Annotated in this window: 18 protein-coding genes and 1 pseudogene; 7 read left to right on the top strand and 12 right to left on the bottom strand. The window is 70.0% G+C overall.

Features of this window, described 5'->3' with window-relative positions; translation table 11 throughout:
* Positions 1-28: 28 nt before the first annotated feature.
* From YWW_RS0108050 to YWW_RS0108030, 5 genes are all read right to left on the bottom strand, one after another.
* Positions 29-2,149, bottom strand: coding sequence for a hypothetical protein (locus YWW_RS0108050; RefSeq protein ID WP_155830014.1), 2,121 nt, complete (start codon positions 2,147-2,149; stop codon positions 29-31).
* Positions 2,146-3,768 (bottom strand): glycosyltransferase family protein, encoded by a 1,623-nt coding sequence (locus YWW_RS29000; protein ID WP_155830012.1) that lies wholly within the window; start codon positions 3,766-3,768, stop codon positions 2,146-2,148. The genes YWW_RS0108050 and YWW_RS29000 overlap by 4 nt, the downstream gene beginning before the upstream one ends.
* On the bottom strand, positions 3,759-5,519 hold the full coding sequence (locus YWW_RS0108040) for a glycosyltransferase family 2 protein (RefSeq protein ID WP_026929728.1): 1,761 nt from the start codon (positions 5,517-5,519) through the stop codon (positions 3,759-3,761). The genes YWW_RS29000 and YWW_RS0108040 overlap by 10 nt, the downstream gene beginning before the upstream one ends.
* A 169-nt stretch (positions 5,520-5,688) precedes the next feature.
* A complete protein-coding gene (locus YWW_RS0108035; protein WP_155830010.1) occupies positions 5,689-7,101 on the bottom strand; it encodes a hypothetical protein in 1,413 nt (470 codons plus the stop codon).
* 66 nt (positions 7,102-7,167) lie between these two features.
* Positions 7,168-7,875: a hypothetical protein gene (locus YWW_RS0108030; protein WP_026929726.1), complete on the bottom strand. Its 708-nt coding sequence runs from the start codon at positions 7,873-7,875 to the stop codon at positions 7,168-7,170.
* A gap of 269 nt (positions 7,876-8,144) precedes the next feature.
* Between YWW_RS0108030 and YWW_RS34895 the strand changes: the two are divergent.
* Positions 8,145-8,412, top strand: a pseudogene (locus tag YWW_RS34895) (transposase); the annotation flags it as partial.
* 38 nt (positions 8,413-8,450) lie between these two features.
* Here the strand turns inward: YWW_RS34895 and YWW_RS0108020 are convergent.
* The 6 genes from YWW_RS0108020 to YWW_RS0107995 all read right to left on the bottom strand — a co-directional run bounded on the left by YWW_RS0108020 (position 8,451) and on the right by YWW_RS0107995 (position 17,026).
* The gene (locus tag YWW_RS0108020) at positions 8,451-11,480 is read right to left on the bottom strand and encodes an alpha-mannosidase (RefSeq protein WP_026929724.1); all 3,030 of its coding nucleotides are present in this window, start codon (positions 11,478-11,480) and stop codon (positions 8,451-8,453) included.
* A 73-nt stretch (positions 11,481-11,553) separates the two neighbouring features.
* On the bottom strand, positions 11,554-12,798 hold the full coding sequence (locus YWW_RS28995; RefSeq protein WP_051325515.1) for an ROK family transcriptional regulator: 1,245 nt from the start codon (positions 12,796-12,798) through the stop codon (positions 11,554-11,556).
* Between the two features lie 212 nt (positions 12,799-13,010).
* Positions 13,011-13,769, bottom strand: coding sequence for an HAD family hydrolase (locus tag YWW_RS33875; protein ID WP_051325514.1), 759 nt, complete (start codon positions 13,767-13,769; stop codon positions 13,011-13,013).
* 64 nt (positions 13,770-13,833) lie between these two features.
* Positions 13,834-15,213: an extracellular solute-binding protein gene (locus YWW_RS28985; RefSeq protein WP_081687280.1), complete on the bottom strand. Its 1,380-nt coding sequence runs from the start codon at positions 15,211-15,213 to the stop codon at positions 13,834-13,836.
* The gene (locus tag YWW_RS0108000) at positions 15,210-16,133 is read right to left on the bottom strand and encodes a carbohydrate ABC transporter permease (protein ID WP_026929723.1); all 924 of its coding nucleotides are present in this window, start codon (positions 16,131-16,133) and stop codon (positions 15,210-15,212) included. Before YWW_RS0108000 ends, YWW_RS28985 begins: the two co-directional genes overlap by 4 nt.
* A complete protein-coding gene (locus YWW_RS0107995) occupies positions 16,133-17,026 on the bottom strand; it encodes a carbohydrate ABC transporter permease (protein ID WP_026929722.1) in 894 nt (297 codons plus the stop codon). Before YWW_RS0107995 ends, YWW_RS0108000 begins: the two co-directional genes overlap by 1 nt.
* Positions 17,027-18,020: 994 nt before the next feature.
* Between YWW_RS0107995 and YWW_RS28980 the strand changes: the two genes are divergently transcribed.
* Positions 18,021-21,164: a glycoside hydrolase family 38 N-terminal domain-containing protein gene (locus YWW_RS28980; protein WP_051325513.1), complete on the top strand. Its 3,144-nt coding sequence runs from the start codon at positions 18,021-18,023 to the stop codon at positions 21,162-21,164.
* 381 nt (positions 21,165-21,545) lie between these two features.
* On the opposite strand, the gene YWW_RS0107985 is transcribed toward YWW_RS28980, so the two are convergent.
* The gene (locus tag YWW_RS0107985) at positions 21,546-21,749 is read right to left on the bottom strand and encodes a hypothetical protein (protein ID WP_026929721.1); all 204 of its coding nucleotides are present in this window, start codon (positions 21,747-21,749) and stop codon (positions 21,546-21,548) included.
* Positions 21,750-22,119: 370 nt separating this feature from the next.
* On the opposite strand from YWW_RS0107985, the gene YWW_RS0107980 reads away from it, so the two are divergent.
* From YWW_RS0107980 to YWW_RS0107960, 5 genes are all read left to right on the top strand, one after another.
* Positions 22,120-23,007, top strand: coding sequence for an ABC transporter ATP-binding protein (locus YWW_RS0107980; protein WP_026929720.1), 888 nt, complete (start codon positions 22,120-22,122; stop codon positions 23,005-23,007).
* A 29-nt stretch (positions 23,008-23,036) separates the two neighbouring features.
* On the top strand, positions 23,037-23,816 hold the full coding sequence (locus YWW_RS0107975) for an ABC transporter permease subunit (protein ID WP_026929719.1): 780 nt from the start codon (positions 23,037-23,039) through the stop codon (positions 23,814-23,816).
* A 65-nt stretch (positions 23,817-23,881) separates the two neighbouring features.
* Positions 23,882-24,367, top strand: coding sequence for a GbsR/MarR family transcriptional regulator (locus YWW_RS0107970; protein WP_026929718.1), 486 nt, complete (start codon positions 23,882-23,884; stop codon positions 24,365-24,367).
* A gap of 346 nt (positions 24,368-24,713) precedes the next feature.
* Entirely contained in the window at positions 24,714-25,391 is a 678-nt protein-coding gene (locus tag YWW_RS28970; protein WP_051325512.1) for a TetR/AcrR family transcriptional regulator, read from the top strand.
* Complete coding sequence (locus tag YWW_RS0107960; RefSeq protein ID WP_026929717.1) at positions 25,388-26,212, top strand: class I SAM-dependent methyltransferase; 825 nt, start codon at positions 25,388-25,390, stop codon at positions 26,210-26,212. The genes YWW_RS28970 and YWW_RS0107960 overlap by 4 nt, the downstream gene beginning before the upstream one ends.
* Positions 26,213-26,323: the final 111 nt, after the last annotated feature.

Here is a 26,323-nt window from a genome sequence, read left to right as displayed (position 1 = left end):
GTCCCACTCGCCCGCACGGCCGTCCCGCTCAGGCAGCCCTCTCGTACAGGAAGAACGCCGCCAGGCCTTCGGACAACGGCGGTTCGGCCCGGACGAGCTTCCATTCGTGGAACCGCGCCGCGATATCGGCGGTGAACTCCCGTCGGCGCACATGATGGGCGGTGATCCCCTCGGCGGAGTCGGTGGAGTAGATGAGCACGAACCGCTCGGCACTGCCGAAGAGCCTCGACAGGTAGTCGTCGTAGTCGGCGTCGACCGGGAAGTGGAAGAGCACGTCCAGGCTCAGCGCGAGATCGCGGCGCTCGGCGCGGCCCATCCCGTAGGGCAGCTCGAAACGGCAGTCCGGCCGCCCCGCGAACCGCTCGCGCATCCGCTCGACGATCACTTCGGAGACGTCCACGCCCAGATACGACGCGCCGTGCATGTCGATCTTCTCCAGGACTCCGCCGTCCCCGCAGCCCCAGTCGATCAGACTGACGACCCCTCGCTCCTTGATGAGATCGCCGACATACCGCGCTTTGTAGGCGGCCTCCTCTCCGCGCGACCCCTCCCCCGAATTCCCGCCCGAGCCGTAGCGCAGGTCCCAGTAGCTCGCCGGCGCGTACTCCACGCGGTCCCGTATGTTTCCCGATCGGGCGCACAGCGACATCCGCTCCAGCAACGCGCGCCCCGAGAATCGGTCGGCGACGAAATCCCAAGCGGTGGCCTGCTGAACGGCGTACGCGTCCGGGTCGGCCATGATCCGCTCCGCTGTGGACGCCACCTCGGCGGGTTCGCAGTAGATCGCGGCCGGTCCGAACGTGATCTGGAACCGCCGGTCCATGATGACAGGCACTCCGGCCGCCATCGCCTCGAGCGGCGCCCGGCCGAACGCCTCCAGCCCTCCGGAGGAGATGAAGTAGGCCATGAGGTCGATCTCGGCGAGAAACTCCTTGGTGCACATGGCATTGAACGAATGGACCGTCCAGTTCGACGGCAGCTGTCCACCGACCCGCGTCGGCGTCTCCGCGCCTCCGAGGACGTGGATCTCGAACGGCTCCCTGTCGGGGTAGCACCGCAGCAGCGTCTCGGGGTCCTCCGGCCACTTCAACTCGTGGTCGCGCGAATGCCTGCCGATGCGGATGCGACCGTCGCTCTCACGGCGGCCGTCGAGGCGCCACTGGTCGATCTCGATGGTCTCGTTCCAGAGCGAGGCGGACAGATCGAGGCCGGCGATCTCCGCGGCGTGGTGCTCCAAGAGCGCCACGCGGACCTGCGGTCCTCCCGCATACCAGGTGTGGGGCCCCATCCAATCGGTGACGTGCCGCTCGACGGTGGCGATGTCCCACGCCTCTTCCCTGGGTCCCCCGGGTTCGTAGAACTTGAACGGCGTCTGGTTGACGATGACCGCGGTGGAGCCGGCGGTGATCCTGGGGCGCCGTTCGAGCGGCTTCATCAGCGCGGTGGGCAGGCGGATGACGGCGAGATCGCACTCGACGACGTCGTCCAGACCGATCAGCTGCACCGTCTCACCGTCGACTAGCTCCTCGATCCGCGGGCTGAGCGGAGCGTTCCGGCCCCATTTGTAGATGCGGTGGTGCAGCAGGCCGACTTTCAGGCCCTGCTCCTTGCAGACCCGGATCTCGGCGGCGTTCGCCGAGGTGGTGCCGCCCGCCATGCCGAGGGGCGAGATGAACACCACGTCGAAGGCGGACCGCTTCGGCTGCGGCGGCGCGGGGACGTCTCGCAGGCTGTCCGAGAGCGAACGGAGCATGTCGAGCCGGGCGGCGGAGGGGATCCCGGCATGGGAGGCGAGGGATCGCATCTCCCGCACCGCGGAGTCCGGGAACCCGCCCGCCACCGCCTCCCGGATGCGCGCCACCTGACGCGCCAGGCCCGGCGCCGAAGTCGGGCGGCGGGCCTGGGGGACGCTCTTGCCGAGCAGATTCGCGGCGGCGTGCTTCGCCGCCAGGTCGCGGCGCATCCGGCGCACGGCCGCGGCGTCGCGGCATCCGAGCACGGCGAGGGCGAGCAGCACCGAACCGGAGAGGAGCGGTCCGGCCGGCGGCGGGGCCAGCAAGGGCGCGGCCACCGCCGCCGCCACCGTACCGACCACAGCAGACGTCCTGGCGAACGGGGAGCGGGCGAGCCGCTTGGCGCGGGGCATCATCGTCGGCCGCCTTCCAGGACCATCGCCGCCGCGGATCCGACCGGTTCGAGCGCGGACTCCGTGGTGACGCCGAGTCCTTCCACCCGGCGCAGGAGCGCCTGCGCGGAGAACTCCTCTCGGATCAGGCGCAGTCCGGCCGCGGTGAGTTCGGCGCAGCGCACCGGATCGGCCATCAGGGCCCGCACCTGCGCTTCCACCTCATCCGGCGCGCAGTAGATCGCGGCGTCGCCGAACAACTCGGCGAAGCTGTGCGGCAGGACGCACGGGATGCCGACGGCCATCGCCTCCAGCGGGGCCCTGCCGAAGGCCTCCACCAGGGACTCGTCGATGAAGTACACGTAGACGTCGATGCCCGCCAAGAAGTCCGCCGCGGGCATGGCGCCGAAACGGTGGCAGGTCCAGCCCGACGGGATCGCGCCGAGGATCCGAGTGACCGAATCGTGCGCCCCGAGCATGTGGACCTCGATGTCCGCGGCGGCGGGATAGGCGGCTCGGAGGTGCTTGGCCATATTGGGGAACTTGAGCACGTGATCGCGGCTGTGCCGTCCGATCCTGATCGGATCGCCCGCGTTCCGCCTCCCGCGCCGCTCCGGGACCCGTTCAACGGCGTCGATCGTCTCGTACCAGAAGTCGTCGGCGAGGTCGATGCCGGCGAGCTCGTCAGCGTGGTGCTCACGTAGGACGTCGCGGACGGCCGGGCCGATCGCGTACCAGGTGTGGGGCCCGAGCCACCCGGTGACGTTGCGGTGGACGTCGCGCACGCTCCAGGCCGTCCCGTGCCCGCCGCACAGTCCGTATTCCTCGAAGGGCGTCTGGTTGACCAGCAGCACCGTTTTCGCGGCGTCGATCCGCGGCCGGTCGTCCATGAGGTGCTCCAGCGCCATCGGGAATCTGACGATCGCCAGGTCGCAGCGGACCGTGTCCTCGGGGAGGACCTCGACGACCGTCTCGCCGTCGATCAAGTCCCGCAGCCGGCGGTCGATCGGGCGGCTCATGGCCCGGTCCCTCACGGGGTGGTGGACCAGTGCGACCCGCAGTCCGGCCGCTCGGTAGGCCAGGATCTCGGCCTCGTTCGCGGAGGCGGTGCCTCCACGCAGGTTCAGCGTCGAGACGATGACGATGTCGGCCTCCAGCGAGCGGCCGGCCCGCTGCGGGCGTCCCCGCGAGATCTGGTGTCCGCACAGCGCGGCCATGGCGCGCACGCGGGCCTCGCCGTGCTCACTGCCGGACTCGGCCACCTCGCGCAGGGCCGCGGCCGCCGTCGTCGACCAGCCGTGGTTCATTCGCGTCTCCCACAGCTCCAGCTCCCGCCGCTTGCCAGGAGGCAGGCCGGCCCGACCGGACCGCCCGATCACGTTCCCGAGCACGGCGCGCAGGGAGGTCCGCTTCCGAACCGGCCCAGGGCTGACGGCGGCGGTCCGCGCCCAGTCGAGCGCTCGGTGCCGGTTCAGGTACACGGCGCCGAGGACCGGACCGAGCACGCCGATCACGATGCTCGTCATCTGTCCGAGGCCCTCGACGGGCAGCATGAGCACGACCACCGGAGCGAACGGCGCGGCCGCGGCCGCCGCCCAGTCCGGACGCCGCGCCGCGGCCTCGACCATGTGCTTCAAATGCATGGTGTCCGCCTTCTCATCGTCTGGGCGGGTTCTCGCGGGCAGTCGGCGAACACGCGGACGCGGTCGGCCGGCAACGCGGGGTACTCGAACCGCAGCAGCTCCGCGTAGTCCTGGCTCGGCACGATCACCGTCCCGGTGTACCGGGGCTCGAGGTCGATGAAGTCGAGCCCGTATCGGGACGCCGCCTCCAGGGCACGCCAGCCGATGAGGGGCCGCTTACCGTCGACCTCGACCCACTCGGGACAGTGGACGAGTCCGACAGACGCCCCCCGCCCGGCCCGGTCGGCGGCGTCGTCCAGCATCGACCCGCGCGGCTCGTCCAGCCACCGCCAATCGGCGGCGTAGACGCGCTCGTATTCGATCGCGCGGTTCCGGGCCTTGGTACGGGTGACACCACCGCTGATGGGGAACGGCCGAGGCCGGGCCAGCGCCTCGAGGAACGGGCTCGCGCGGTCTTCGGCGATCCTGCGGTGCCAGTGGGTGAAGCCCGAGTGGTAGGCGAGCCGGTCCGCCGACATCCAGTGGCGCGACACCTCTCCGGAGGACAAGGTCTGTCCGCTGTGTCTGACAAGGGTCGCCGGTGCGGTGCTCATACGGGCGACGGCGCCTCTGCCGAACACCGCCTTGACGCGGCAGCGGTATTCGGAGTCGGCGGTCTTCCTGACCTCGTCGTAGAAGCCGACGCGCTCCATGACCGCGCCGGAGCGGATCATGATCGGGGTCGATCGGGCGGCGACCACCGCGACCTGGGGGTCGATCACCAGCGCCAGGTCCTCATGGACGGCGATGCTGAGGGACTCGACCATGACGAGACGCCGGTTCTCGATCAGTCGCCGCGCCTGGCGCTCGAGGCGGCGAGGATGGGCCCAGTCGTCGGAGTCGAGCCCGGTCATGAACTCGCCGTCAGCGGCCGCCATGGCGCGGTTCCGGGCCTGGTAGGTGCCGGCGTTCTCGGGTTGGATCAGCAGCTTCACCCGCGGGTCGATCGAGGCGGCCTCGCGGAGGACCCCGTCGTACCGCGGACCCGAGCCGTCGTCCACGAGCAGCAGCTCCCAGTTCTGCCACGACTGCGCGGCGATCGACCGCACCGCCGTCAGAAGGGCCTCGTCCGGTTCGAAGCAGGTCATGATCACCGAGATCAGCGGGCCTTCCGCGACATGCCGGACCGCCGCGGTCCGGAGCCGGTCGATGCTCATCGGCTCCCCCGCTTCGGGAGTCGACAGCTCAGGCCAGTCGGCGAAGCTCCGCAGCCGCCGCATGAAGGCCGCCGGGGAGCCGCCGTTGCGAGGGTGGGCGTCCTGGCAGCGCAACGCGTCTTTCATCCGGCGGGCCGACTCTCCGTAGGACGTCGCCAGCCGCTTCGCACGGCCGCCGCGGCCGCTGAGGTATGCGGTCATCACGTGCAGTTCGCGGCATTCGGCGGGGAACCTGCCACGGAGCCTGCGTCGAGCCAGATCGAACAGCTCGACGGCGATGGAACGCTCCTCTCGGCTGCGGGCCTTGAGCGCGATGGAGGAGGCGATCGCGCAGACGGCTTCCAGATTGAGCGCCGCGTTCTCCAGCCTCGCCCGGTCGCGGTGGACCCGAAAGACCGCCTCGGGGTCGTCGGGGCAGGCCAGGCGCGCCAGGACATGCAGTGCCATGCGGGAATTGACGTACTGCCCCCACTGGTGGATGTCGTTGGCGGTGCCGGAATCCGCCGTGCCGAGCGACCGCTCGACGAGACGGCGGACGGTCTGCGACGAGCCCACCGGACTCGATTCGTCTCCGGACGTGAAGGGGAGCGCGTCCCAGCCTGACCGGAGTGCAGGCCCGGGCAGTCGGTCCCGCATATCGGCAGAATCGGTCATAGATGTTAAAATACACATATAATCCTCTACGTCTGGAAGATCCGGCGACATGTCGCCCGAGTCAGCTCGACTACGGAGGGCTCCCGTGGACCGCGGCGCCGTGGAGGAACGTCTGCTGGATGTTCCACACGTTCGGGTTGAGCGCCAGCCTCGCCGAATACCAGACCCGGTACCCGGGCACGCCGTATTCGGTGTCGGCGAACATGGTCGCCCTGTACAGGTGGTCGTGCATGCCCGGCTTGAGTCGCGGAATCGCCCCGAAGTGCGAGTTCGCGAAAGCGGTCGGGCTCGTCCCCGTGACGAAGACCAGGTCGCCGTCGCGCCCGGTGGAGCCCTGCGCGGTGTCGTTCAGCAGTCCGATGTAGGCGTCGCCGTCCCTGGCGACCGACAGGTGCCAGGGTTCCTTGCCGGACTGCATCGCCCCCAGGGCCACGGTGGACGGGGCGCCCCAGTCGGCCTTGGCCGGCGTGGCGCCGCCCACGAAATAGACCATGCGGTTCGGCGAGGGGAGGATGTCGATCGCCCACATGACCCAGTGCCCGTTCTCGTACAGCAGCGACGGCGACAGCGGCCGCCGCGCGCTCATGGAGCTTCGCAGGGCCTCGGCGGGCGCGGTCCAGTTGACGCCGTCGGTGGAGGAGGAGTACTTGATGCGCTCCTGGGACGCGTCGGGGATCACGACCCGCCAGAACACGTACATCGTGTTGTCCGGCCCCATCTGCAGATCGGTGTCGGAGTTGTAGGGCCCCGGCAGTCCGGGCTGGTCGTCGATGGGGTTGTCCAGTCCCGCCGGCACGACCCAGGTGACGCCGTCGTTGGAGGCGACGATGTTCGGGTCCTCGTGGGCGGAGTTGCCGGAGGGGTAGGGCGTGTGCGCCATCCAGTATTCGTAGCCGTTCCAGCCGCCGGGCACCCGCACGACGCTCGGGTGGGTGGTCTGGCCTCCTTCGGGGGAGACGTGGGTCGGGATCGTCCGCTTCCCGCCGTAGGGCCCCCAGACCCGGTCGGGCACCTCGAGCTGCTCGGGGACGATCGGCGTGCAGGCGTCCAGGTCGGCCTCGGCGTGCAACTCGATCCGTTCGGTGCGCCCGTCCGCGGGCGTTCGTTCGAGCTCCGCCTTCAGTTCGACGCGACCGGCGTCGCCGGGGACCAGCACCCGCCCCGACAGCGGACCGGCTTCGGCCCCGGGCAGCTCGGCGCCCGGTTGCAGGGTGCCGCCGAGTTCGGCGTCCCGCCAGGGGCTTGATTCGGGCCCGGTCCGGAGGGTGACGTCGGTGACGGCATAGGTGCCGGGCGCGTCCACCGCGTCGGTGAGGAGGAACCCCACCTCCAGGTCGCCCCCCGCACCGCAGAGGGCCGAGTCGAATGCGAGCGACGGTTCGGCACCGGAGGGCCGCTGCGCGTGGGAGGGAAGCCCGACGACGAGCGCCGCAAGGACCCCGCAGGCGGCCACCGCGAGCGGCCGACGGGAAGTGACTCGCATGTTCCTGTTCCTCTCTGCTTCGAGTACGGGCGTCAGCCGGAGACGGCCGGGCGCCGCGGATGCCGATCAGCCGGGGTGGGTGACGGTCAGCCTGAAGCCGGTCAGGAGGCCGACGGGTTCCGCTCCGGTCACACCGGACTCGCCTTCCCACAGCACGACCGGGCCCGGCGCGTAGAAGGTCTGGCCGTACGGCGGGAACTGCGGGTTCGCGACCGGTTCGGTCGGCAGCATCCGCATCGGGCCGGTGTACAGGAAGACCGGACCGCCGGGCTTGTCGATGCCGGGGACCGATTCGGCCTCGATCTCGACGCCGGGGTTGAAGATGATCGACTGCGTCGACGTGTCGTAGCGGAAGTCCGCGAGGGGCCCCGGCCGGACCGCGCCGAAGACCTGGCCGAGGTCCCCCACTGCACCGGACGAGGCGAGGACGAGGGCAGAGGTCGTCATGGCCTGGTCCCCCTCCGGCCTCGCGAGGTTCACCTCGCCCGTCAACGCCCCGGTATCGAGCGGTTCGGGCTCGCCGAGGATCTCGACCGTCATACCGGGGTTGGCCAACGCGACCCGAATGTGGTCGGGGTTCGGGTCCGTGATGGCCTGCTCGACCGAGCCCGGCGCCGGATCGGACCGGGCAGGCGCGCCGTCCGTCGGCACCGCTGCGGCGACGGCGGCGAGGCCGACCGCCGCCAGCACCGTGATCGCGACGACGGCGAGACGGTGCCTTCGAAGGAAGGTGGATCCCGGACCGGCGGGCCGGCAGACCGGTTTGCGCTCCATGATGCTCCTTCGCGACTCCGACGTCGCCGTGGGGAATGCGTGGTCTCGTTCGGGCAAGGTTCCCACCGGACGATACGTGCCGCAGTCGCCCGACACGCCGAAACGCGCATACAGAGCATTGCTCGCTTTCGAATAGAACCCGGGCACCTCAGGTGGGTGGACAAGAGCAGACGTCATCCGCGAGCCAGGAGGGTCGTCTCGGCTGCCGCTCCGAATCAGGCCCGGTTCCAGGAACGGCCGCCCCCTTCGGGGCAGCGGACGGCCACAGCCGCGACTTCGCGACGCTACTGCGCTCCAAGGAGTCCGGCATCGACCGGTGTCAAGAGCGAATCACCGCCGTCCACGACGAGGACCTGCCCCCATCTCCACGCCTTCACCCGCGGCCTCGACCAGGACAAGGCCGCCATCATCGCCGCCCTGACACTTCCGTTCCACAACGGCCGCGCCGAGGGCGTCAACACCAAGACCAAGCAGCTCATGCGTCAGATGTACGGCAGAGCCGGCTTTCGACCGCTCCGACACCAGATCCTGCTCGGATATCATCACCGACGACCACCACCGAACATGCCACAGAGTCAACTGTCTGACACTCTCCGCCGCGGCGTGATCCGGACGGTCCGGATCTCGAACGGCGACAGTTCGAGCCGGAGTTCGCGCTCACCGGCCAATGCGGTGCCGTTGCGGTCGAGCGGCCGTTCGAGGAGGTCGGCGTCGACCGCGGAGGCGGCGTCCACGCCGAGCGGGACGGTCGCGGTGCGCCTGCCGCCCCAGGCCTCGTAGACGCGCACGATCACGTCGCCGCCGCCGTCGTCGGCGAGCTTCACGGCCTCGACTATCGCGCCCGGTGAGGCCTCGCCGACCAGCGGCTCGACCGCCCGCGCGCCTTGGAGGGCGACGGTCGGGACGTTGAGCCGGTAGCCCTCCCGGATCGCGGCGTCGACGCCGCCGACGACGACCGTCGTGCGCAGCGAGTGGCGGCCCTGATCGGCGTCGGGGTCCGGGGACATCGGGGCTCGCAGCAGCGACTCCCCCACCACGACGTAGACGCCGTCGTCGTTGTGGCGGCGGGTCACGTCGTGCCCGTAGGTCTGGTCGTTCGCGACGCCCACGCCGAGGCCGTCCTCGGCCACGTGCAGCCAGCGCTGCGCGATCGTCTCGAACCTGGCCTCGTCCCAGGAGGTGTTGGCGTGGATCGGCCGGTACAGGTGTCCGAACTGGATCTCCGAGGCCGCGCGGTCGGTGTGCACCGCGAATGGGAGCGCGAGCTTGAGGAGCCTGCGGCGCTCGTGCCAGTCGACCTCGGTGCCCAGTTCGAGCTGCCTGCGGCCCGGGGCGAGCGCGAAGGTCTGGACGAAGGTGCTGGCGCCGTGGGTACGGCGGACGCGCACGAGCGCCGAGCCGTCCGGAGCCGTCTCGGCTTCGACGCCGTCGGCGCCGGTCAGCTCCTCGGCGCTGTCGCGGTAGTCCCGTTCGATGTCCCACGCCTCCCAGTGGGCGGGCACGTCGCGGTGGACGCGCAGGAGCCCGAGGCGTTCCCCGGCGGGGACGACCTCGCGTCCGGTCTCGGCGTCGAGGAGCGAGCGCACGAGGCCGTCGGCGTCGATCGCGACGCGCAGCAGGCCGTTGTCGAGGACGTGACCGCCCTCGGCGGCGGTCAGCGAGACCGGTTCGACGGCCGTCTCGTCCCGCGCGGCGACCGCGCCGGCCGGAACGCCGTCGACCGCGGCCGGGGCGGCGTTCGCCACCAGCGGCAGATCGCCGTCGCCAGCGAGGGCGCGCAGGGACTCGGCGATGAGCGCCTCGAGTTCGGCCCGGACCGCCTCGTAGTTGCGTTCGGCCTCGCGGTGGACCCACGCGATCGAGGAGCCGGGGAGGATGTCGTGGAACTGCTGGAGCAGCACCGTCCGCCACAGGCGGCGCAGCCGTTCGGCCGGGTAGTCGGCGACTCCGGCGACGGCCGCGGTGGCCGCCCACAGCTCGGCGGCCCGCAGCAGGTGCTCCGAGCGGCGGTTCCCGAGTTTGGTGCGGTGCTGGGAGGTGTAGGTGCCGCGGTGGTATTCGAGGTAGAGCTCGCCGAGCCAGCGGGGCGCGTCGGGGTGCTCGCGCTGGGCGTCGGTGAAGAACGCCGCGGGAGCGGCCATGCGGACCTTCGGGGAGCCTTCGAGGTCGGCGGTGCGCCGGGCCGCCCCGATCATCTCGCGCGTGGGTCCGCCGCCGCCGTCGCCGTAGCCGAAGGGCACGATCGAGCGGTTCGAGTGCCGCTGGTCGCGGGACTGGCGTTCGGCCCGCGCCAGGTCCTTCGCGGACAGGTCCGAGTTGTAGGTGTCGACCGGCGGGAAGTGCGTGAAGACGTCGGTGCCGTCGATGCCCTCCCAGCGGAAGGTGTGGTGCGGGAACTTGTTGGTGTCGTTCCAGGAGATCTTCTGGGTGAGGAACCAGTCCGCGCCCGCCTTGCGGGCGATCTGCGGCAGGGCCGCCGAGTAGCCGAAGGAGTCGGGCAGCCACACCTCGCGCGGCTCGACGCCGAACTCCTCGGCGAAGAACCGCTTGCCCTCGGTGAACTGGCGGACCATCGCCTCGGGTCCGACCATGTTCGTGTCGGACTCGACCCACATGCCGCCCACCGGGATCCAGCGGCCTTCGGCGACACGGGCGCGGATGCGCTCGAACAGCTCCGGATAGCACTCCTTGATCCAGGCGTACTGCTGCGCGGAGGAGGCCGCGAACGTGAAGTCGGGGTCGTCGTCCATGAGTTGCAGGACGTTCGAGAAGGTGCGGGCGCATTTGCGGACGGTCTCGCGCACCGGCCACAGCCACGCCGAGTCGATGTGGGCGTGGCCGACGGCGTAGACCTCGTGGGCGCTGGCGGCGGCGGGGGACGCGAGCGCGGGGGCGAGCGCGGCGCGGGCGTCCCGCGCGGTGCCGGCCACGTCGTCGAGGTCGAGGGCGCGCATCATCGACTCGATCGCGCCGAGGATCGCCTGGGAGCGCGGCAGTTCGGACGGCAGTTCGCCGAGCAGGCCGGTGAGGGCGTCGAGGTCCAGCAGCAGCTCTTCGACCTCGCGGTCGCGGCGCACGAGTTCGAGGCGTTCGAGCCGGTAGATCGGTTCGTCTCCGGCGGTCGCCTTGTCGCCCAAGGGGGTCGGCGCGGTCCAGCTGTCGCGCATCACGTCGGGGTTGGCGGCCGCCTCGATGTACAGCTCGAACTCGCCGCCGGGGCCGGCCTCGACGGGCACCTGCCGGTTGCGCGGCGAGACGGCCTTGACGCTCACACCGTCGGGCCGGAAGGCGAGGCCTTCGGCCTGGAAGCCGGGCCCGCCGCTCAGGTAGCCGAGGTCGACGAGCAGTGCGGCGTCCTCGCCCCAGCCGTCGGGGACGGTGCCGGTGACGCGGAACCAGGTCGTGCCCCAGGGGCGCGACCACGGTGAGCCGACGGCGAAGGGCTTGTACTCGGCCCCGAGCGCCTCGGCGACGGGTACGGGCTCGTCGGGCACGTCCCATGCCTCGACGGTGACCGGATGCGTTCCGGCCTCACGGGCGGGCTCGAGCCATTCACGGCGCAGTCGCGCCAGTTTCCTGTTCAGGATCGCCGAATCGTCATGCACGGGATGGTTCCCTTCGTCACGGGGTTGCCCGAAGTTCCGAACCGATTTAGCACATCATTCAGCGTTAATAATGTCAAGCCCTGTCGCGCTCGGTTTCGAAGGCCGCGCTCAGCCGGGAGGCGCGCGGGACGAAGCGCTCGTCGAGGACCATCGCCGCCGCCCCCACCGCGCCGACGCCGGCGCCGGCGATGGTGCCGCGCACGACCGTGGGCTCGGGCCACCGCTTGCGGGTCTCGGCGAGCGCGGCCTCGCACGCGGGAAGGCAGTAGCGTTCCAGCCGTTGCCAGTTGGGGCCCCCGAAGACGACGTGTCCGGCGTCGAGCACGCCGACGAGCATCCGCACGGCCTCGGCGATGCGGCGCGCGACCCGCTCCAGCAGGGCGGCCGCACCGGCCGCACCGCCTTCGGCGGCCTCGCACAGCTCCGCGAACTGCAGGCCGATCGAGCGCGGCGTGGCGGGGCCGGGCCGCGGGCGCAGGATCCCGGTCTCGACGGCCTCGGCGACCAGGCCGGCCGGGTCGGTGGCGACGCCGAGGCAGCCGCGCCGCCCGCAGGGGCACATCGGCCCGTCGGGGTCGACGACGACATGCCCGATCTCACCGGCGTTGCCCGCGCCCCGCACGATCTCGCCGCCCGCGCCGAGCGCCGAGCCGATGCCGGTCCCCAGGTACACGAAGAGCACCGTCCCGGCCGCGTACGAGCCGGGCCGGAGCCACATCTCGCCGACGAGCGCGGCGGTCGTGTCCTTGTCGAAGCTCACCTCGCCGCCGAACAGCGCGGCGAGCTCCCGCCGGACCGGGAATCCGTCCCAACCGGACAGCCACGGCGGGGTGATCAGCGCACCCCCGGCCAGGTCGACCGGCCCGGGCGTGGCGACGCCCAGGCCCACGACGCGGTCGGGGGAGACGCCGTTGCGGGAGACCAGCGCCGAGGCGGCCTCGGCGACGCGGCGGGTCGAGGCGAAGGGGTCGGCGTCGAGGAGCTCGGCGTCGGCGAGCCGGTCGACGATCTCGCCCTGGAAGTCGAGCAGGACCGCGGTCGCGACCGCCGGATCCAGGTGGACGCCGAGCGCGTAGCGCGCGGCGGGCACGATGCGCAGCCGGGTCCTCGGCTTGCCGCGGCCGATGATCTCGGTTCCCGCGGCCTCGACGAGCCCGGCGTCCAGCAGCCGCCGCACCAGTCCCGAGACGGTCTGCCGCGCCAGCCCGGTGCGGTCGGCGATCGCCGCCCTGCTGATCCCGGCGTCCTGGCGCACGGCCTGAAGGACGACGAGTTCGTTGTAGTCGCCGATCCGCGGGAGGTTCGCCCCGAGACGCATCAGTCGCCGCCTTTCCACCCCGGCGGGGACGCCGTGGAGTGTCAGCAGCGTACCGCCGCCCGCGGGCCCGGTGCCACGCCGCCGCGGCGGGCGGGGCCGGTCTTCGGGCGGGCGGCGGTGCTCGTCCGGGCCGGGTCAGTGGGCCGGGGACCGAATCCGGGCGGTCTTCCGGGCGGCGTCGCGATCGCCGTCCGGAAGACCGAACGCACCGTTCACCTCGCCGGCGAAGGCCCACCGCCCTGTCCCAGTTCCGCGGCCATCGCGTCGAGGACGGTCTCCGTCTCCGCGATCCGCTGGACGTGCGGGTGGTCCCCCGCCGCGTCGCCGCAGTCGCCGAACGGGTCGTAGTGGAGGGCGCGGATTCCCGCCGCCTGCGCTCCGCGGACGTCCGCGGGAACCGTGTCCCCCAGATGGACCGCTTGGGAAGGCGCCGCTCCGACGATGTCGAGGGCATGGCGGAAGAGCGCGGGGTCGGGTTTGTCGATTCCGACCACCGCGCTGTCCACCACTGCTTCGACGGGCACGCCGGGGCCGTCTCCCACCTGGCACACCTCGGCCTCCCGCAGCAACTGCGCGGCGGTCCCGTCGGCCTGCGAGACCACCACGACGGGTATCCCCTTCGCGGCCACCCGGCGCAGCATCGCCACCGCGTGAGGATTGGCCAGGTGGCACATGTTGCGCGTATGGGACAGCGCGCGGAACTCCTCGGTGAACGCCTCGCGGCGCTCCTCGGGGATGCCGGCGAACGCGCCGAACAGGCCGTAGTAGTCGCCCGCACCGCCGTCAGCGGGATTGGCGGCACTGTGGCAGGCGAAGCTGGCGCGCTGGTACGCCTCGGGCGTGGTGACGCCGCCGTACCTGGAGACCAGCGGAAGCAGCAGTGCATGGTTGTTGAGCAGCAGGACACCGCCGGCGTCGGTCAGCAGGACGGGGGTCCGGCCGTCGACTCGCGCAGTGGGCGTTCGTGTCACGGCGTGGCCCTCCCGGGGTGCGGCCGCGCCGTCGCGCGGCGGGCGGAACGGCGATCGGTGAATGTCAACTCTCCGGCACCTCGTTCGGCTGCCCGTACGTGTCCGGCATCTTGTACCCGTCGAACAGGTCCATCTTCGGTTCGATGTAGGCCTGGTTCGTCTCGATCGCCTCCTGCGGGGTGAGGGACCCGACGATCACGGACTCCTTTCCCCGATCCAATGTGTCCCATATGGCCTGGCCGACCGGGAGCGGCGGGCGCGCGATGGAGCCCGGGAGCATCTGACGGAAGATCTCGGCCCCCGGGTTGTACTTCCTCTCCTCGATGGCCCGCAGGTGGGTGGGGACGTTGCCCAAGGGGGGCATGACGATCGATTGGCCCTCGAACCCGGCGTGGAACTTCATGTAGTCCCAGAGCGTCTTGGTGATGTTGGCGCCGGTCGGGATCGCCAGCGAGAATCCACCGGACCAGGTGTAGGTGGGGTCGCCGTCGTCGACCACGGGGAGCCACGTGTACTTCAAGGGCAGGTCCGGAGCGTACTTCTCGTTCGCCTGGATCTGCCACGGTCCGGTGGTCTGGATGCCGAGCCGTCCGCTGAACATCGCCGTCTGGCTGGGCGGCGCGTTGGGCGGCTGGTAGGTCGCGTTGAACACGTCGACCTTCCCGTACCCGAACTCCTCGGCCCAGTCGGCGTACAGCTCGTACACGGCCTTCCACTCGGGGGAGTCCAGGGTGACGGCGGCCGTGTCGTTGTCGTAGGCGTCCGCTCCGAGGCCGAAACCCCACGTGTACCCCCAGCCCTCGTGGAGCCAGGGAGCGAAACCGAGGCGGGTGTAGTTGCCCTCGCCGTCCACCTCGGTGATCTGCCGGGAGGCCTCCCGCAGCTCGTCCCAGGTGAGGACGTGCTGCTCGGGGTCGAACATGTCCAGGTCGATGCCGGCGTCGAGGAGGACGTCCTCGTTGTACATCAACCCACGGGCGTCGGTGTCGGTCGGGAGTCCGTACAGCTGACCGTCGTAGGTCACCTCGTCGACCGCGAACTGGATCCACTGCTGCTTGAACTCCTCGACGGAGACGTCCTCATACCGCTCGATCAGGGGGTCGAGCGGTTCGAGCAGTCCGATGGACGCGGCTTGCGGAGTGGTGAACCGTCCCGTCCACCACAGGTCCGGGGCGGTGCCGCCGCGAACGGCCGTGATGACCTGGCTCATGTCGGCGGCCCCGGAGACGGGAACCTGGTCGATGTGGATCTCCACGCCCTTGCCGGCGTCGGTCTGGAGGTACGCCTCGCGGACGGCTTCGTCCTTGTCCGCGTTGGCCGCGTCCATGCCCCAGTAGCGGATGACGTTGTCGGCGGCGTCGGGGATGCGTGCGCATGAGGACAGGCCCAGCCCGGCGGCGGCGCTGCCCACCGCCCCCGTCAGGAATCGTCTGCGATCGATCATTTGAAGCCTCCGATCGTGATGCCGCGGATGAAGTACCGCTGGAAGACGAAGAACAGGATCAGCAGGGGCAGGATCACCAGGAACGACGCGGCCATGAGCTGGTTGAACGCGACGTCCTGGGCGTGCACGGAGCGGAAGCTCTGCAGCCCGATGGAGAGCGTCTGCACGCTCTCGTCCTGCAGGTAGATCAGCGGCCCCATGAAGTCGTTCCACGCGGCCACCGCCGCGAAGATCGCCACCGTGCCCAAGGCGGGCTTGCAGGAGGGGAAGACCACCTTCCACAGGATCTTCCATTCGCCTGCGCCGTCGACGCGTGCCGCGTTGATCATGTCCTTGGGAATCTGCAGCAGGAACTGCCGCAGCAGGAACGTGTAGAAGGCCGAGGCGAATGCCGCCGGGATGATCAGCGGGAACAGCGTGTTCACCAGACCCAGGCGGGCCCAGAGGTCGAACATGGGGATCAGCGTGACCGGGAAGGGAAGGAACAGCGTCGCGATCACGAGGTAGAAGACCTTGTTGCGCCCGGGCCAGTCGATGCAGGCGAAGCCGTAGGCCACGACGAAGTTCGACAGCACCGACAGGACGACCACGCCGACCGTGATGATCACGGAGTTGGCGAAGAACTGCAGGAACGGCATCGCGGTGACCGCGTCCGCGAAGTTCCCGAACTCCCATGACTGCGGGAACAGCGTCGGGGGGAACTGCGCGAGTTCCTCGTTGGTCTTCAGGGCCGAGACGACCATCCAGTAGATCGGCAGCAGGAAGAGCAGGCTGAGCGCGACCATCACCAGGCGGGCGGTGATCTTCGACCACCATGGGCGAGGCGTGCCGTCGGGACGGCGTCCCAGCTCGTGGCGGCGCTCCGCATTTTCGAGGGCTTCGGCCGAGCCCTTCGAGAGTTGATCGAGCGGGGTACTCATCAGGATGCCTCCACGTCGTAGTTCACGAGTCTGCGCGAGAACCGGAAGATCGTCAGGGCGAGTCCGAGGCCCACCAGGAACAGCAGTACTGCCAGAGCCGAGGCGTATCCGAGTTCGGCGAAACCGAAGGCGTTGCGGTACAGGTACATCATGTAGAAGAGGGCTCCGGCGTCCGGGTCGCCGGTGCCGTTGGTGATGACGTAAGCCTCGGTGAACACCTGAAGCGCACCGGAAACGCCGGTGATCAGGTTGAACAGGATGACCGGGGAGAGCAGCGGCAGGGTGATGGTGAAGAACTGCCGCAGTGGCCCGGCGCCGTCCACCCGCGCCGCCTCGTACAGGGTCTTGGGGACGTTGCGCAGCCCCGCGAGGAAGATCAGGGCGGCGTTTCCGGCACCGAACTGGGTGATCATGACGATGGCGATCTTCACGCCCGTCGGATCGCCGAGCAGGTTGACGTTCCCCTCGTTGAACACGTTCATGATCTGGTTGAAGACGCCGAACTGGGGGTTCAGGAAGACGATGAAGATGAACGACATCGCGAACGCCGGAATCAGCGAAGGCGCGTAGAAGATGGTCCGGTACAGCGCGACCTCGCGCACGTTCTGGTTCATGGCGATCGCCAGCACCAGGGCGATCACCAGCGCGAGCGGCACCGCGATCATGGCGTAGAAGAGCGTGTTCGACGCCGCCTTCGCTACCAGCGGGTCGGTGAACGCGGTGATGTAGTTCTGGGCTCCCACCCAGGTCGGAGCTCCCATCCCCGAGTAGCGGGTGAAGCTCAATGCGATCGAGTAGACGACCGGGTACCCGATGAACACCACCAGGCCGACGATCCACGGCGAGATGAACATGAGCCCCAGGCGCAGATTGCGCCGCTTGGCCTTCGTCATCCTCCTTGCCCGGGGTCGGGGGCGGGGGCGGTCTGATGAGTCGTTCGGGGCGGCGGTCGAAATCGATGTCAAGACGTTGCCCGGCGGGGTATCGCCGGCTTCTGCGGATTCGTTCTGCATGTGTCCTTCTTCCTCGAAGGCAGAACCTCCGACCGTATGTCCATTAGAGACGGTCGTTTTGGACGAGGTGGATCACTGCGCTCCGCGGCATGGCCGTGGGCGCGTACGCGTCCGTGAACTATCGGGTCTGAGAGACGTCGTCGATTGCCGCGTGCCCCTGCCTTCATGACCTGCAACGACTGCCGGCCGAGGAGGATCCGCGGAACGGGGTGCCGCCGGCGAGTGCGCCGCGGCATCGACGATTGTATTTGTGTCGAAGGTAACGTTACCAATTGGAAGGTATCGTTACCAAAGCCGTTCGTCAAGGGTGGCGGACGCGCGGAAACACGCCGCCGGGGTCGTCGATCCGCGTGGAGGCCGATCGCGCGACGGCTCGGCCGTCCGGTCCGAGGCATCGATGTCCGGCGATAAATCCCCTGGCACTGGGCCGGTTGAGCACGGCCCGCGCGCCGAGTCGGCCCGCGCGGATGACGACCGATCACCGATGGAGCCACGTGTGGACGCGGCATGCGAAAAATGTGCGATCGCTGTTGACTTGCGCAATTGGTAACGTTACCTTGGCTGTTGGTAACGTTACCTTGAAGCAAGTTCAGGTGGACACCATGATGAGTCGGAGCCCCGCTCGTACGGCGAACCGGCAGTCGACGCTCGCGGCGCACGACGTCGACCCACCACCTGCGGACACCGCCATCCTCACCACCGCCGAGCCCTCGGGCCGAGTCGAGAACTCTTCTCCATCAACCGGAATCCCAGCGAACGGTCACCCGACCAGCACACGTGACCGGGCACCGCGAACCGCCGCGGCCGGCACGCACAGGCCCGCCTCGGGCCTCGACACGACCACACGCACACAACCGGAAGAGAGTGCAGCACGATGCCGAAGACTTCACTGATCGCACGAGCGAAAGGCGCGCGCGAGGGTCTGCTCGACTCCTCGGCCCGCGCATCGGTCCCCGTGAGAGGAGGGGACATCGCCGTGGTCTGCGAGCCGCTGATCCGCCGAGGCGCCGACGGCGGCCGGCAGCGCGCGCTCCGTTTCGACCTGCCGCCCGCACTCGTCGACGTCGTCGGGCCGGACGACATCGACATCCGCGACGAGCAGGGATCGGCGATCCCCGCCGAAGCCGCGTCCGGGCCCGATGGAACGGTGCGCCTCCTCGTGCCGTGCTACGAGCAGGAGACGCCGGTGCGCATCCGCGTGCACCGCGGCGACCTGGACGCGGAGACCTCCCTCGTCCTCGACGTCCCTCGCGAGTGGACCATCCACCTCGTGCACCACTCGCATCTGGACATCGGCTACACCGATCCGCAGCCGCGCATCCGCACCGAGCAGCGCTCCTACATCGACTCGGCGCTGGACCTGTGCCGCGCCACCGACGACTGGCCGCACGATGTGCAGTTCCGCTGGACCGTCGAGTCCCGGTGGGTGGTGGACCAGTGGATGCAGACCCGGCCGCGCGAACGCGTCGAGGAGCTCATGCGCCGGATCCGCGAGGGCCGCATCGAGTTGTCGGCACTGCCGTTCAACACGCACCTCGACACGTGCTCCACCGATGAGCTGCACGAAATGCTGCGACCCACATTGGAGCTGCGGGAACGCTACTCGGTCGAGCTCCCCAGCGCGATGCAGACCGACGTCCCCGGCCAGCCCGTCGGCCTGCCGCACGCGTTGCAGGAGGCCGGGGTGCGCTACCTCTCGGTGGCGCACAACTGGGCCGGCCGCTCGATGCCCCACCACCACGGCGGTGACGACCTGCCGCGGCTGTTCCGGTGGAGGTCCCCGTCGGGGGCGGAAGTCCTCGTGTGGATGACCGACAGCCCGCACGGCGCCGCGTACATGGAGGGTCCGAATGTGGGACTTCATCAGTCCTACAGCGAAGTGGACCTGCTGCTGCCGTCCTACCTGTACTCACTGGCGAACAATCCGTACCCCTTCCCGCCCGGGACCTTCGGCTGGCACGGCGACCCGGTCTCCGACCGCAAGCCCTACCCGTGGGACGTGCTGCATCTGCGCACCCAGGGGCACGGCGGCGACAACGGCCCGGCGCGGCTGCAGGCGGCCTCGATCGCCAAGCAGTGGAACGAGACGTGGGAATGGCCGCATCTGATCACCTCCACCGGCCCGGCGTTCTTCGAGGACGCCGAGGCCCGGCTCGGAGACGAGATCCAGACCTTCGAGGGCGACTGGGGCGACTGGTGGGTCGAGGGAGTCGGCTCCGCGGCGCTGCAGCAGTCCATCGTCCGCGACGCTCAGACACGGGTGACCGACGCCCAGTTCGTCTCCAGGGCGGGGCGGCTGCTCGGCATCGACCGGGATGACGACGCCGAATCGCAGGCGGGCGAGCGGCAGTTCGCGGACGGCTGCTATCGGGCGATCTCGCTGTTCAACGAGCACACCTGGGGCGCGGGCGACTCGTGGCGCCACTCGGACCAGGGCTGGGCCTCCGGTGGACTGCAATGGCAGTGGAAGGGCTCTCGCGCGATCGACGCCGAGGAGCTCACCCGGGAGTTCCTCGAGAAGGCGACGGCGGAGCTCGCGGATCACGTGGCGTCCGATCCTTCGGCCCTGCAGTCCGTCGTCGTGCTCAACCCGCAGACGTGGGCGAGCAGCACCACCGCGTCGTTCCTGCTGCGCGAGGCGATCGTCCCGATGGATCAGGACATCGTCGTGGTCGACGCCCGCACGGGAGAGCGGCTCGCGCACACCGAGACCGGGCAGACGAACTTCACGTTCCGCGAGGCGGGTCGATGGGTGCGCGTGAGCGTGCCGGACATTCCCGGGCTCGGCTACGTGCGTCTCGACATCCGCGCCGCGGACGCCTCCGGCTCCGAGCGCGATGCGGAGCCGGCCCGAATCGGCGGCGACGACGCCACCGCGCCGGTCCTCGAGAACGAGTACCTGCGCGTGGAGTACGACACCGTCCGCTCCTGCATCGCCTCGATCATCGACCGCACGACCGGGCGCGAACTCGTGAACAAGGACTCGGTGGTCGGATTCGACCAGTACATCTACGACGAGTACACCTCGGCCGGCGGCTTCAACCACCAGTCCAACAGGACGTCGACCAGCACGAGGCTGGAGCTGCTGGGCAGCCGGGGCGTCGCACGGCAGTCCGTCATCCTGGAGGCGGCCGACGACGGCGTCGAGCAGCGCCTGGTCCTCGAGTTCTCCGCACCGGGCGTCGATCGGGCCTGGACGACCTTGCGGCTGCGGCGAGGCGAGAGCCTGCTGCGGATCGAGCACCGCTTGGACAAACCCGTGACCCGCACCAAGGAGAGCGCCTACTTCGCCTTCCCCTTCGCGTTGTCGCAGCCGGAGGTGCGGTACGAGATCACTGGAGGGGTCACCGGCGACGGGCTGCCGCATGTGCCCGGGGCGCCTCAGCACATGCGCGCGATCAGGCACTGGGTGAGCCTGGACTCCGCCGAGGACGGGTCGGTCGCGTGGGTGACGCGGAACGCGCCGCTGGTCGAGACCGGGGTGATCGCGCTGCCGTACGCGCCGTTCCCGGACAGCACCTCCCCCCGCGAACCGGGGACGGTGTACTCGTGGGCGCACAACAACGTGTGGGACACGAACTTCCCGATCGAGCAGGCATTCGAGACCACCTTCGAGTACGCGGTCGGGGTGCCGGGCGCCAGCGGCCGGACGGGTGCCGCCCTCGCTGCGGCGACCGCCGCGAGCGTCGTCCACCCGCCGGTGGTCGTGCCCGCGCGCGGCGGCGCCGACGCGCGGCAGGTGCCCGCGCAGGGTGAGCTCGTCAGGCTCGAGGCCGAGGAGCAGGCGGTGCAGGTGGTCGCGGTCTCGTCGGGCAAGGACGGCGACGTGCTCGTGAAGCTCCAGTCCTTCTCGGCGGAGCCGACCGCCGTCCGGCTGTCGCTGCCCGGAATCGGGCTCAGCGCGGCACGGTTGACCTCGTATCTCGAGAACGGCGGTGAGGAGTTGCGGGTCGACGACGGCGCCGCGCGCGTCTCCCTCGCGCCTTGGGAGGTCAAGGCGGTCGCTCTGAGGCCTTGATGACGCCGCTGTCCGTTTCACGCCGGCCTGGCCGGCGTGAAACGGACAGCGCGGATCGGTTCGGTCATCGGGGATGAATGCTGAAACAGGCTCAGTGCCCATCAGGCGATTTGCCGCTCTTGTCACGGCGTTGTTGAACGGTGCCGGCCAGAACATCGGTGACCCCGTCGGAGGTTCGCCCCCTCCATTGACGGCGGCCGAGGGTGGCGGCCCAGGCCGACGGCGTCGCGATCCGGGCGACGCTCGTGGCCTCGAACCCGTGCCACTCGAACAGATCGAGCGCGCACGCGCTCAAGCCCTCGCGTGTCCGCTCTCGTTTCACCCCCGCCCAGAAATGTCATTACCTAACGTTCAGTCGGACCAGCGCTGTACCTCGTCAGCTCACCAGCGGACGCTCCGGGATCGGAGGGTGATCACCGGGTCGGTGACGAATCGCATGAGACTGTCGGCCTCGAGCCCGAATCCGCCGATCCGGATGAGGACGGTGATCACGACTGCACCGCAGCCCGAGCAGTAGGCGGCGGTGTCGACCACGGCCAGGCCGGTCGCGCATACCGCCGAGACCGCGGTGAACAGCGCGGTCAAGGGCGGCGCGGGCTCGCCGGCCTCGGTCGCCGCCGGCAGCGTGAGCAGGACCGTGCCGAACCGGATGAGCCCCGAGAACGCCGGGGGGCACGAGCCGGGCCGGGTATCGCAGCGCTCGGATCACCACTGGGCCGTGACCGCGCCCGCCGCGCCGCCACATGCACCTCGCAAGGTCCGCGCCAGAGACAGATTCGCAGGTCGCGGCCGCACCAGGCTCCGCCAGCACGCGAATCGACCGCCGAAAGGGCGTATCGGGCCACGCGGCACGGCCGTCAATATGTCGTCAAGCTCCTTGTGTTTTCATTAAGTTCAGTAGATACTGAACTTAATGACAGACCGACGTCGCCCAACCGCACCGAGGAGCATCCCGATGAGCGAGTCCGCCATCGCCCTGACCGGCCTGACCAAGCACTACGGCAAGCACGTCGCGCTGACCGACCTGAGCCTCGAAGTGGGCCGGGGCGAGGTGTTCGGCTTCCTGGGCCCCAACGGGGCCGGGAAGTCCACGACCATCCGCATCCTGCTCGACCTCATCCGCCCCACCGCGGGCGAAGTGCGAGTGCTCGGCGCCGACCCCCGGACCACCGGGCCCGAACTGCGCCGCCGCATCGGCTACCTGCCCGGTGAACTCGCGATCGAGGGCCGCAACACCGCCCGCGAACTGCTGCGGTTCCTGGCCGACCGACACGGCGCCGTCCCCGGCGAACGCATCGAGGAGCTCGCCGACCTGCTCGACCTGGACCTGTCCCGCAAGGTGGGGAAGATGTCCAAAGGCAACAAGCAGAAGGTCGGGATCGTCGCGGCCTTCATGCACCGGCCCGAACTGCTCGTCCTCGACGAGCCCACCTCCGGGCTCGACCCGCTTCTCCAGCAGCGGTTCCTCGATCTGGTCAAGGAGGCTGCGGGACAAGGGCAGACGGTGTTCATGTCCTCTCACGTCCTCTCCGAGGTCCAAGAGGTCGCCGACCGCGCGGTCATCATGCGCGCCGGCGAGCTGCTCGGCACCGAGAACGTCGAGGACCTGCGGCGCCGCTCCCCACGCGAGGTCGAACTGGTCTTCGCCGAACCGGTCGAGGCCGCCGAGTTCGCCGCGCTCCCGAACCTGCGCGACGTAATCGTCGAGGGGAGCACGTTGCGCTGCACCACCGAAGGCGAAGTGGACGCATTGTTCAAAACGGCCGCGAAACACCGGATCGAAAGCGTGCTGTCCACCGAGCCGGACCTGGAGGCGATCTTCTTCAGCCTCTACGGCCGCTGACCCGACGACCCGTATTGGAACCCGACGACATGACCCGCACCATCTTCACCCAGACCCTCAAGGAACAGCGCCGCGGCCTCATCGGCTGGTCGATCGCCCTGTTCGCCGTCCCGATGATGTACGTCCCCGGATACTCCACCTTCGCCGAGCAGGGCGTCCTCGACATCGAAGGCGGCGGCATCTACGACGCCATGGGGCTGAGCGACTTCGCCTCCGCCGCCGGCTACCTCAACTCCACGATGTACACCCTGCTCGGCCCGATGCTGCTGCTGATCATGGCGATCTCCTTCGGCTCCCGCTCCGCGGCCCAGGAGGAGTCGGGCACGCTCGACCTGATCCTCGCCCAACCGGTCGGCCGCACCGCGCTCATCGCCCAGCGCTTCGCCGCCCTCGCCGTCCAGGTCCTGGTCGCCACGGCCGTGTTCGGGGTCGCGATCCTCATCGGCGCCGCCTCGGGCGACCTCGGCGTCCCCGCCGGCAACATCCTCGCCGCCACCGCCGCCCTGGGGCTGCTCGCGCTCGCCTTCGGTGCCCTGTCCCAACTGGCCGGTGCCGCGACCGGGAAGCGAGGCGTCGCGATCGCGGCGGCCGCGGTCCTGGCCGTGGTCGCCTACTTCGCCAACAACCTCGCCGTGATGTCCGCGGACACCGAGCGCCTGCGGTACGCCTCACCGTTCTACTACGTCACCGGCGGCTCGCCGCTGACCGACGGCTGGCAGGTGGGAGACCTCGCCGTCCTCACCGCGATCCCACTGGCCACCACGGTGGTCGCCTTGGCCTGCTTCAACCGCCGCGACCTCGCGGTGTGAACACCCACCAGGGGGCGGGCCCACCCGGCCCGCCCCCGCCCGCAGGACAGGGGATACTGGCACCCATGCCCGATGACGAACACCCGCCGACCACCGAGCGTGAACTGGCGTTCGTCGAGGACTTCGCCCTCGCCATGGAACGCCTGGGTCTGGTGCGCATGACCGGCCGCGTCATCGGATGGCTTCTCATCTGCGACCCGCCCGAGCAGACCTTCGCCCAGATCGCCGACGCCCTCCAGGCTTCCAAAGGCTCGATCTCCACGGCGCTGAAATTCCTCACCACCGCCGGTTGGGCGCAGCGGCGCTCGCGCCCTGGCGACCGCAAGGACTACTACTCCATCAAGACCGGCGCCATGGTCGATCTCATCCGCCAGCAGTCGGTCCAGTACGCCGGCTTCGCCGACTTCCTCGGCAAGAGCCTCGACGAGCTCGACGCGCCGCAGCGGACGGGCCGCCTCCAGGAGATGCACGAGCTCTTCGACTGGATCGGCAGGGAGATGCCGGCGCTCGTCGCCCGCTGGGACCGCGAACACCCCCGCAGCAGCGGCTGAGAGCGGATCGGGTCAGACGGGAGTGTCGTCCGTCACGGCGCTTGGGGGCGGTGAAGGCGATGACCGCGGCCCCGAGGAGGGCCGTCTCCACCTCCCCGACGACCCCGCGCGCCGACGACCCCGTGACATGCACGACTGCTTCGCATGGCTCGCCGAAGTGATGCTCGCGCTCATGGACCGCTGGGAGCACGACCGGCCTGCGGTCGGCTGGACAGGTCACGCCGTCCGCCCGCGCCGAGTGCGGGCGGCAGCGGCGTGAACAGGCTGCTCGTACGGCCGACGAAGGGCTCAGAGACTCAGCGACAATACATTTGTATTCTGCACAATACAATTGTATTATCGGGGCGTGGATTCGGAATTCGACGACGGCGGGCGCCAGGCGTCCGACCTGACCGCGCGTGCCAGGATCAGGGACGCCGCACTGGAGCAGTTCGCCGAGCACGGTGCCAAGGGCGCGACCATGCGCGGCATCGCCGCCGCGGCCGGGGTCTCGCTCGGGCTGGTGCAGCACCATTTCGGCTCGAAGGAAGCACTGCGCCAAGCCTGCGACGCGGTCGTCGTGGACGTGTTCCGGCGGCGCCTCACCCGCGCCGCCGCCGACGGCGACCTCGGCGAGCCGGGATTCATGACCCAGTTGTACGAGACCAGCGCCCCGCTGCTGCGCTATCTCGCCCGCGCGCTGGTCGACGGGTCGCCCGCGGCCGCCGCGGTGTTCGATGAGCTTGCCGCCGGCGCCGAGGACTTCCTCTCGGCCACATGGCCCGAGCGGTTCCCGCCGGGATCGGCGAAGGCTCGCGAAGCGGCGGGAGTGATGGCCGCGATGCACAGCGGGACGATCGTCCTGCACGGCCATCTCGCCCGTCGGATCGGCTTCGATCCGCTCGAGCCGGCCCGCGCGTCGCGGACCGGTCTGGCGATGCTCGACCTCTACGCGGCCATGGGCGAATTCGCGGGCTCGGCGACCGCCGAGCGCATCGCCGAGGCCGCCACCGCCTACGACGACGCCGATGGAGCGCCCCGATGAACCTTCAGAACCTCGACCACCTCACCCCACTGCAGAAGACGCTGCTCGTCACCTTGCGGGGCCGGGCCCTCGACCACCGCTTGGCGCGCCCCCTCCTGAACGACCCCCTGGCCGCACAGCTCGCCGACCGGCTCGACTACGACCTCGACACGGTCAAGCTCCCCACGGGCGTCCCCGAGGCGATCGCGATCCGCAGCCGCATGCTCGATCGCGCCGTGGGCGAGTTCATCGCCTCCCGCCCCGACGCCGTCGTCGTCGAACTCGGATGCGGCCTGGAGACCCGGCGGGCCCGGCTCGCCCCGCCCGACACCGTCGACTGGTACGACGTCGACTTCCCCGAGGTCGTCGAGCTGCGCGACAGGCTGCTGCCGCCGTCGGCGCGCGTCCACTCGATCGGCACCTCGATCCTCGATCCCTCCTGGACGGACACGATTCCGGCCGACCGGCCCGCGGTCATCGTCGCGGACGGCGTGCTCGGCTTCCTGACCGAGGAGGGGAACCGGCAGGTGCTGGGCCGCATCACCGAGCACTTCGCGGGCGGCCTGCTGGTCTTCAACGCCTACACGAAACTCACCGCCCGCATGAACGGCCGCTTCACCAAGGTCGTCGGCATGCCCGCAGACTTCCGCGGCTTCGGCATCGCCGACCCGCGGGACGTGGTCGCCCTCAACCCCGCGCTGACGTTCGTGGACGAGCAGTTCGGCGACGCCGCTCCCGAACGCGACCTCCTCAACCCCGCCTACCGGGTCCTCGCCCGCGTCTTCGCCGCCTGGCGCGGCCAAGCCCGCCGCGGCGTCTGGATCGTCCGCTACCGGTTCTGACCGAGCCCCATCGCGAGATCGGGCAGGGCCCGGTCGGATCGCCGCGCCTACAGCACGAAGGCGCTGTCAGCTCGCGAGGTCGGCGAGGCAGCGCTCGGCGAACCCGCCGGG

Source organism: Glycomyces tenuis DSM 44171 (assembly GCF_000427885.1).
GTDB lineage: Bacteria > Actinomycetota > Actinomycetes > Mycobacteriales > Micromonosporaceae > Glycomyces > Glycomyces tenuis.
The sequence above is the reverse complement of the archived record's forward strand: the minus strand, read 5'-3'. Positions and strand labels throughout refer to the sequence as shown.

Bases quoted from the DNA above. Each gene is read 5' to 3' on its own strand.
- YWW_RS0108050 (WP_155830014.1), bottom strand. From the start codon at position 2,149: ATGATGCCCCGCGCCAAGCGGCTCGCCCGCTCCCCGTTCGCCAGGACG.
- YWW_RS0107975 (WP_026929719.1), top strand. From the start codon at position 23,037: ATGACCCGCACCATCTTCACCCAGACCCTCAAGGAACAGCGCCGCGGC.
- YWW_RS0108030 (WP_026929726.1), bottom strand. From the start codon at position 7,875: ATGGAGCGCAAACCGGTCTGCCGGCCCGCCGGTCCGGGATCCACCTTC.
- YWW_RS28985 (WP_081687280.1), bottom strand. From the start codon at position 15,213: ATGATCGATCGCAGACGATTCCTGACGGGGGCGGTGGGCAGCGCCGCC.
- YWW_RS0108035 (WP_155830010.1), bottom strand. From the start codon at position 7,101: ATGCGAGTCACTTCCCGTCGGCCGCTCGCGGTGGCCGCCTGCGGGGTC.
- YWW_RS0107980 (WP_026929720.1), top strand. From the start codon at position 22,120: ATGAGCGAGTCCGCCATCGCCCTGACCGGCCTGACCAAGCACTACGGC.
- YWW_RS28995 (WP_051325515.1), bottom strand. From the start codon at position 12,798: ATGCGTCTCGGGGCGAACCTCCCGCGGATCGGCGACTACAACGAACTC.
- YWW_RS0108000 (WP_026929723.1), bottom strand. From the start codon at position 16,133: ATGAGTACCCCGCTCGATCAACTCTCGAAGGGCTCGGCCGAAGCCCTC.
- YWW_RS0107995 (WP_026929722.1), bottom strand. From the start codon at position 17,026: ATGACGAAGGCCAAGCGGCGCAATCTGCGCCTGGGGCTCATGTTCATC.
- YWW_RS28980 (WP_051325513.1), top strand. From the start codon at position 18,021: ATGCCGAAGACTTCACTGATCGCACGAGCGAAAGGCGCGCGCGAGGGT.
- YWW_RS29000 (WP_155830012.1), bottom strand. From the start codon at position 3,768: ATGCATTTGAAGCACATGGTCGAGGCCGCGGCGCGGCGTCCGGACTGG.
- YWW_RS0107970 (WP_026929718.1), top strand. From the start codon at position 23,882: ATGCCCGATGACGAACACCCGCCGACCACCGAGCGTGAACTGGCGTTC.
- YWW_RS0107960 (WP_026929717.1), top strand. From the start codon at position 25,388: ATGAACCTTCAGAACCTCGACCACCTCACCCCACTGCAGAAGACGCTG.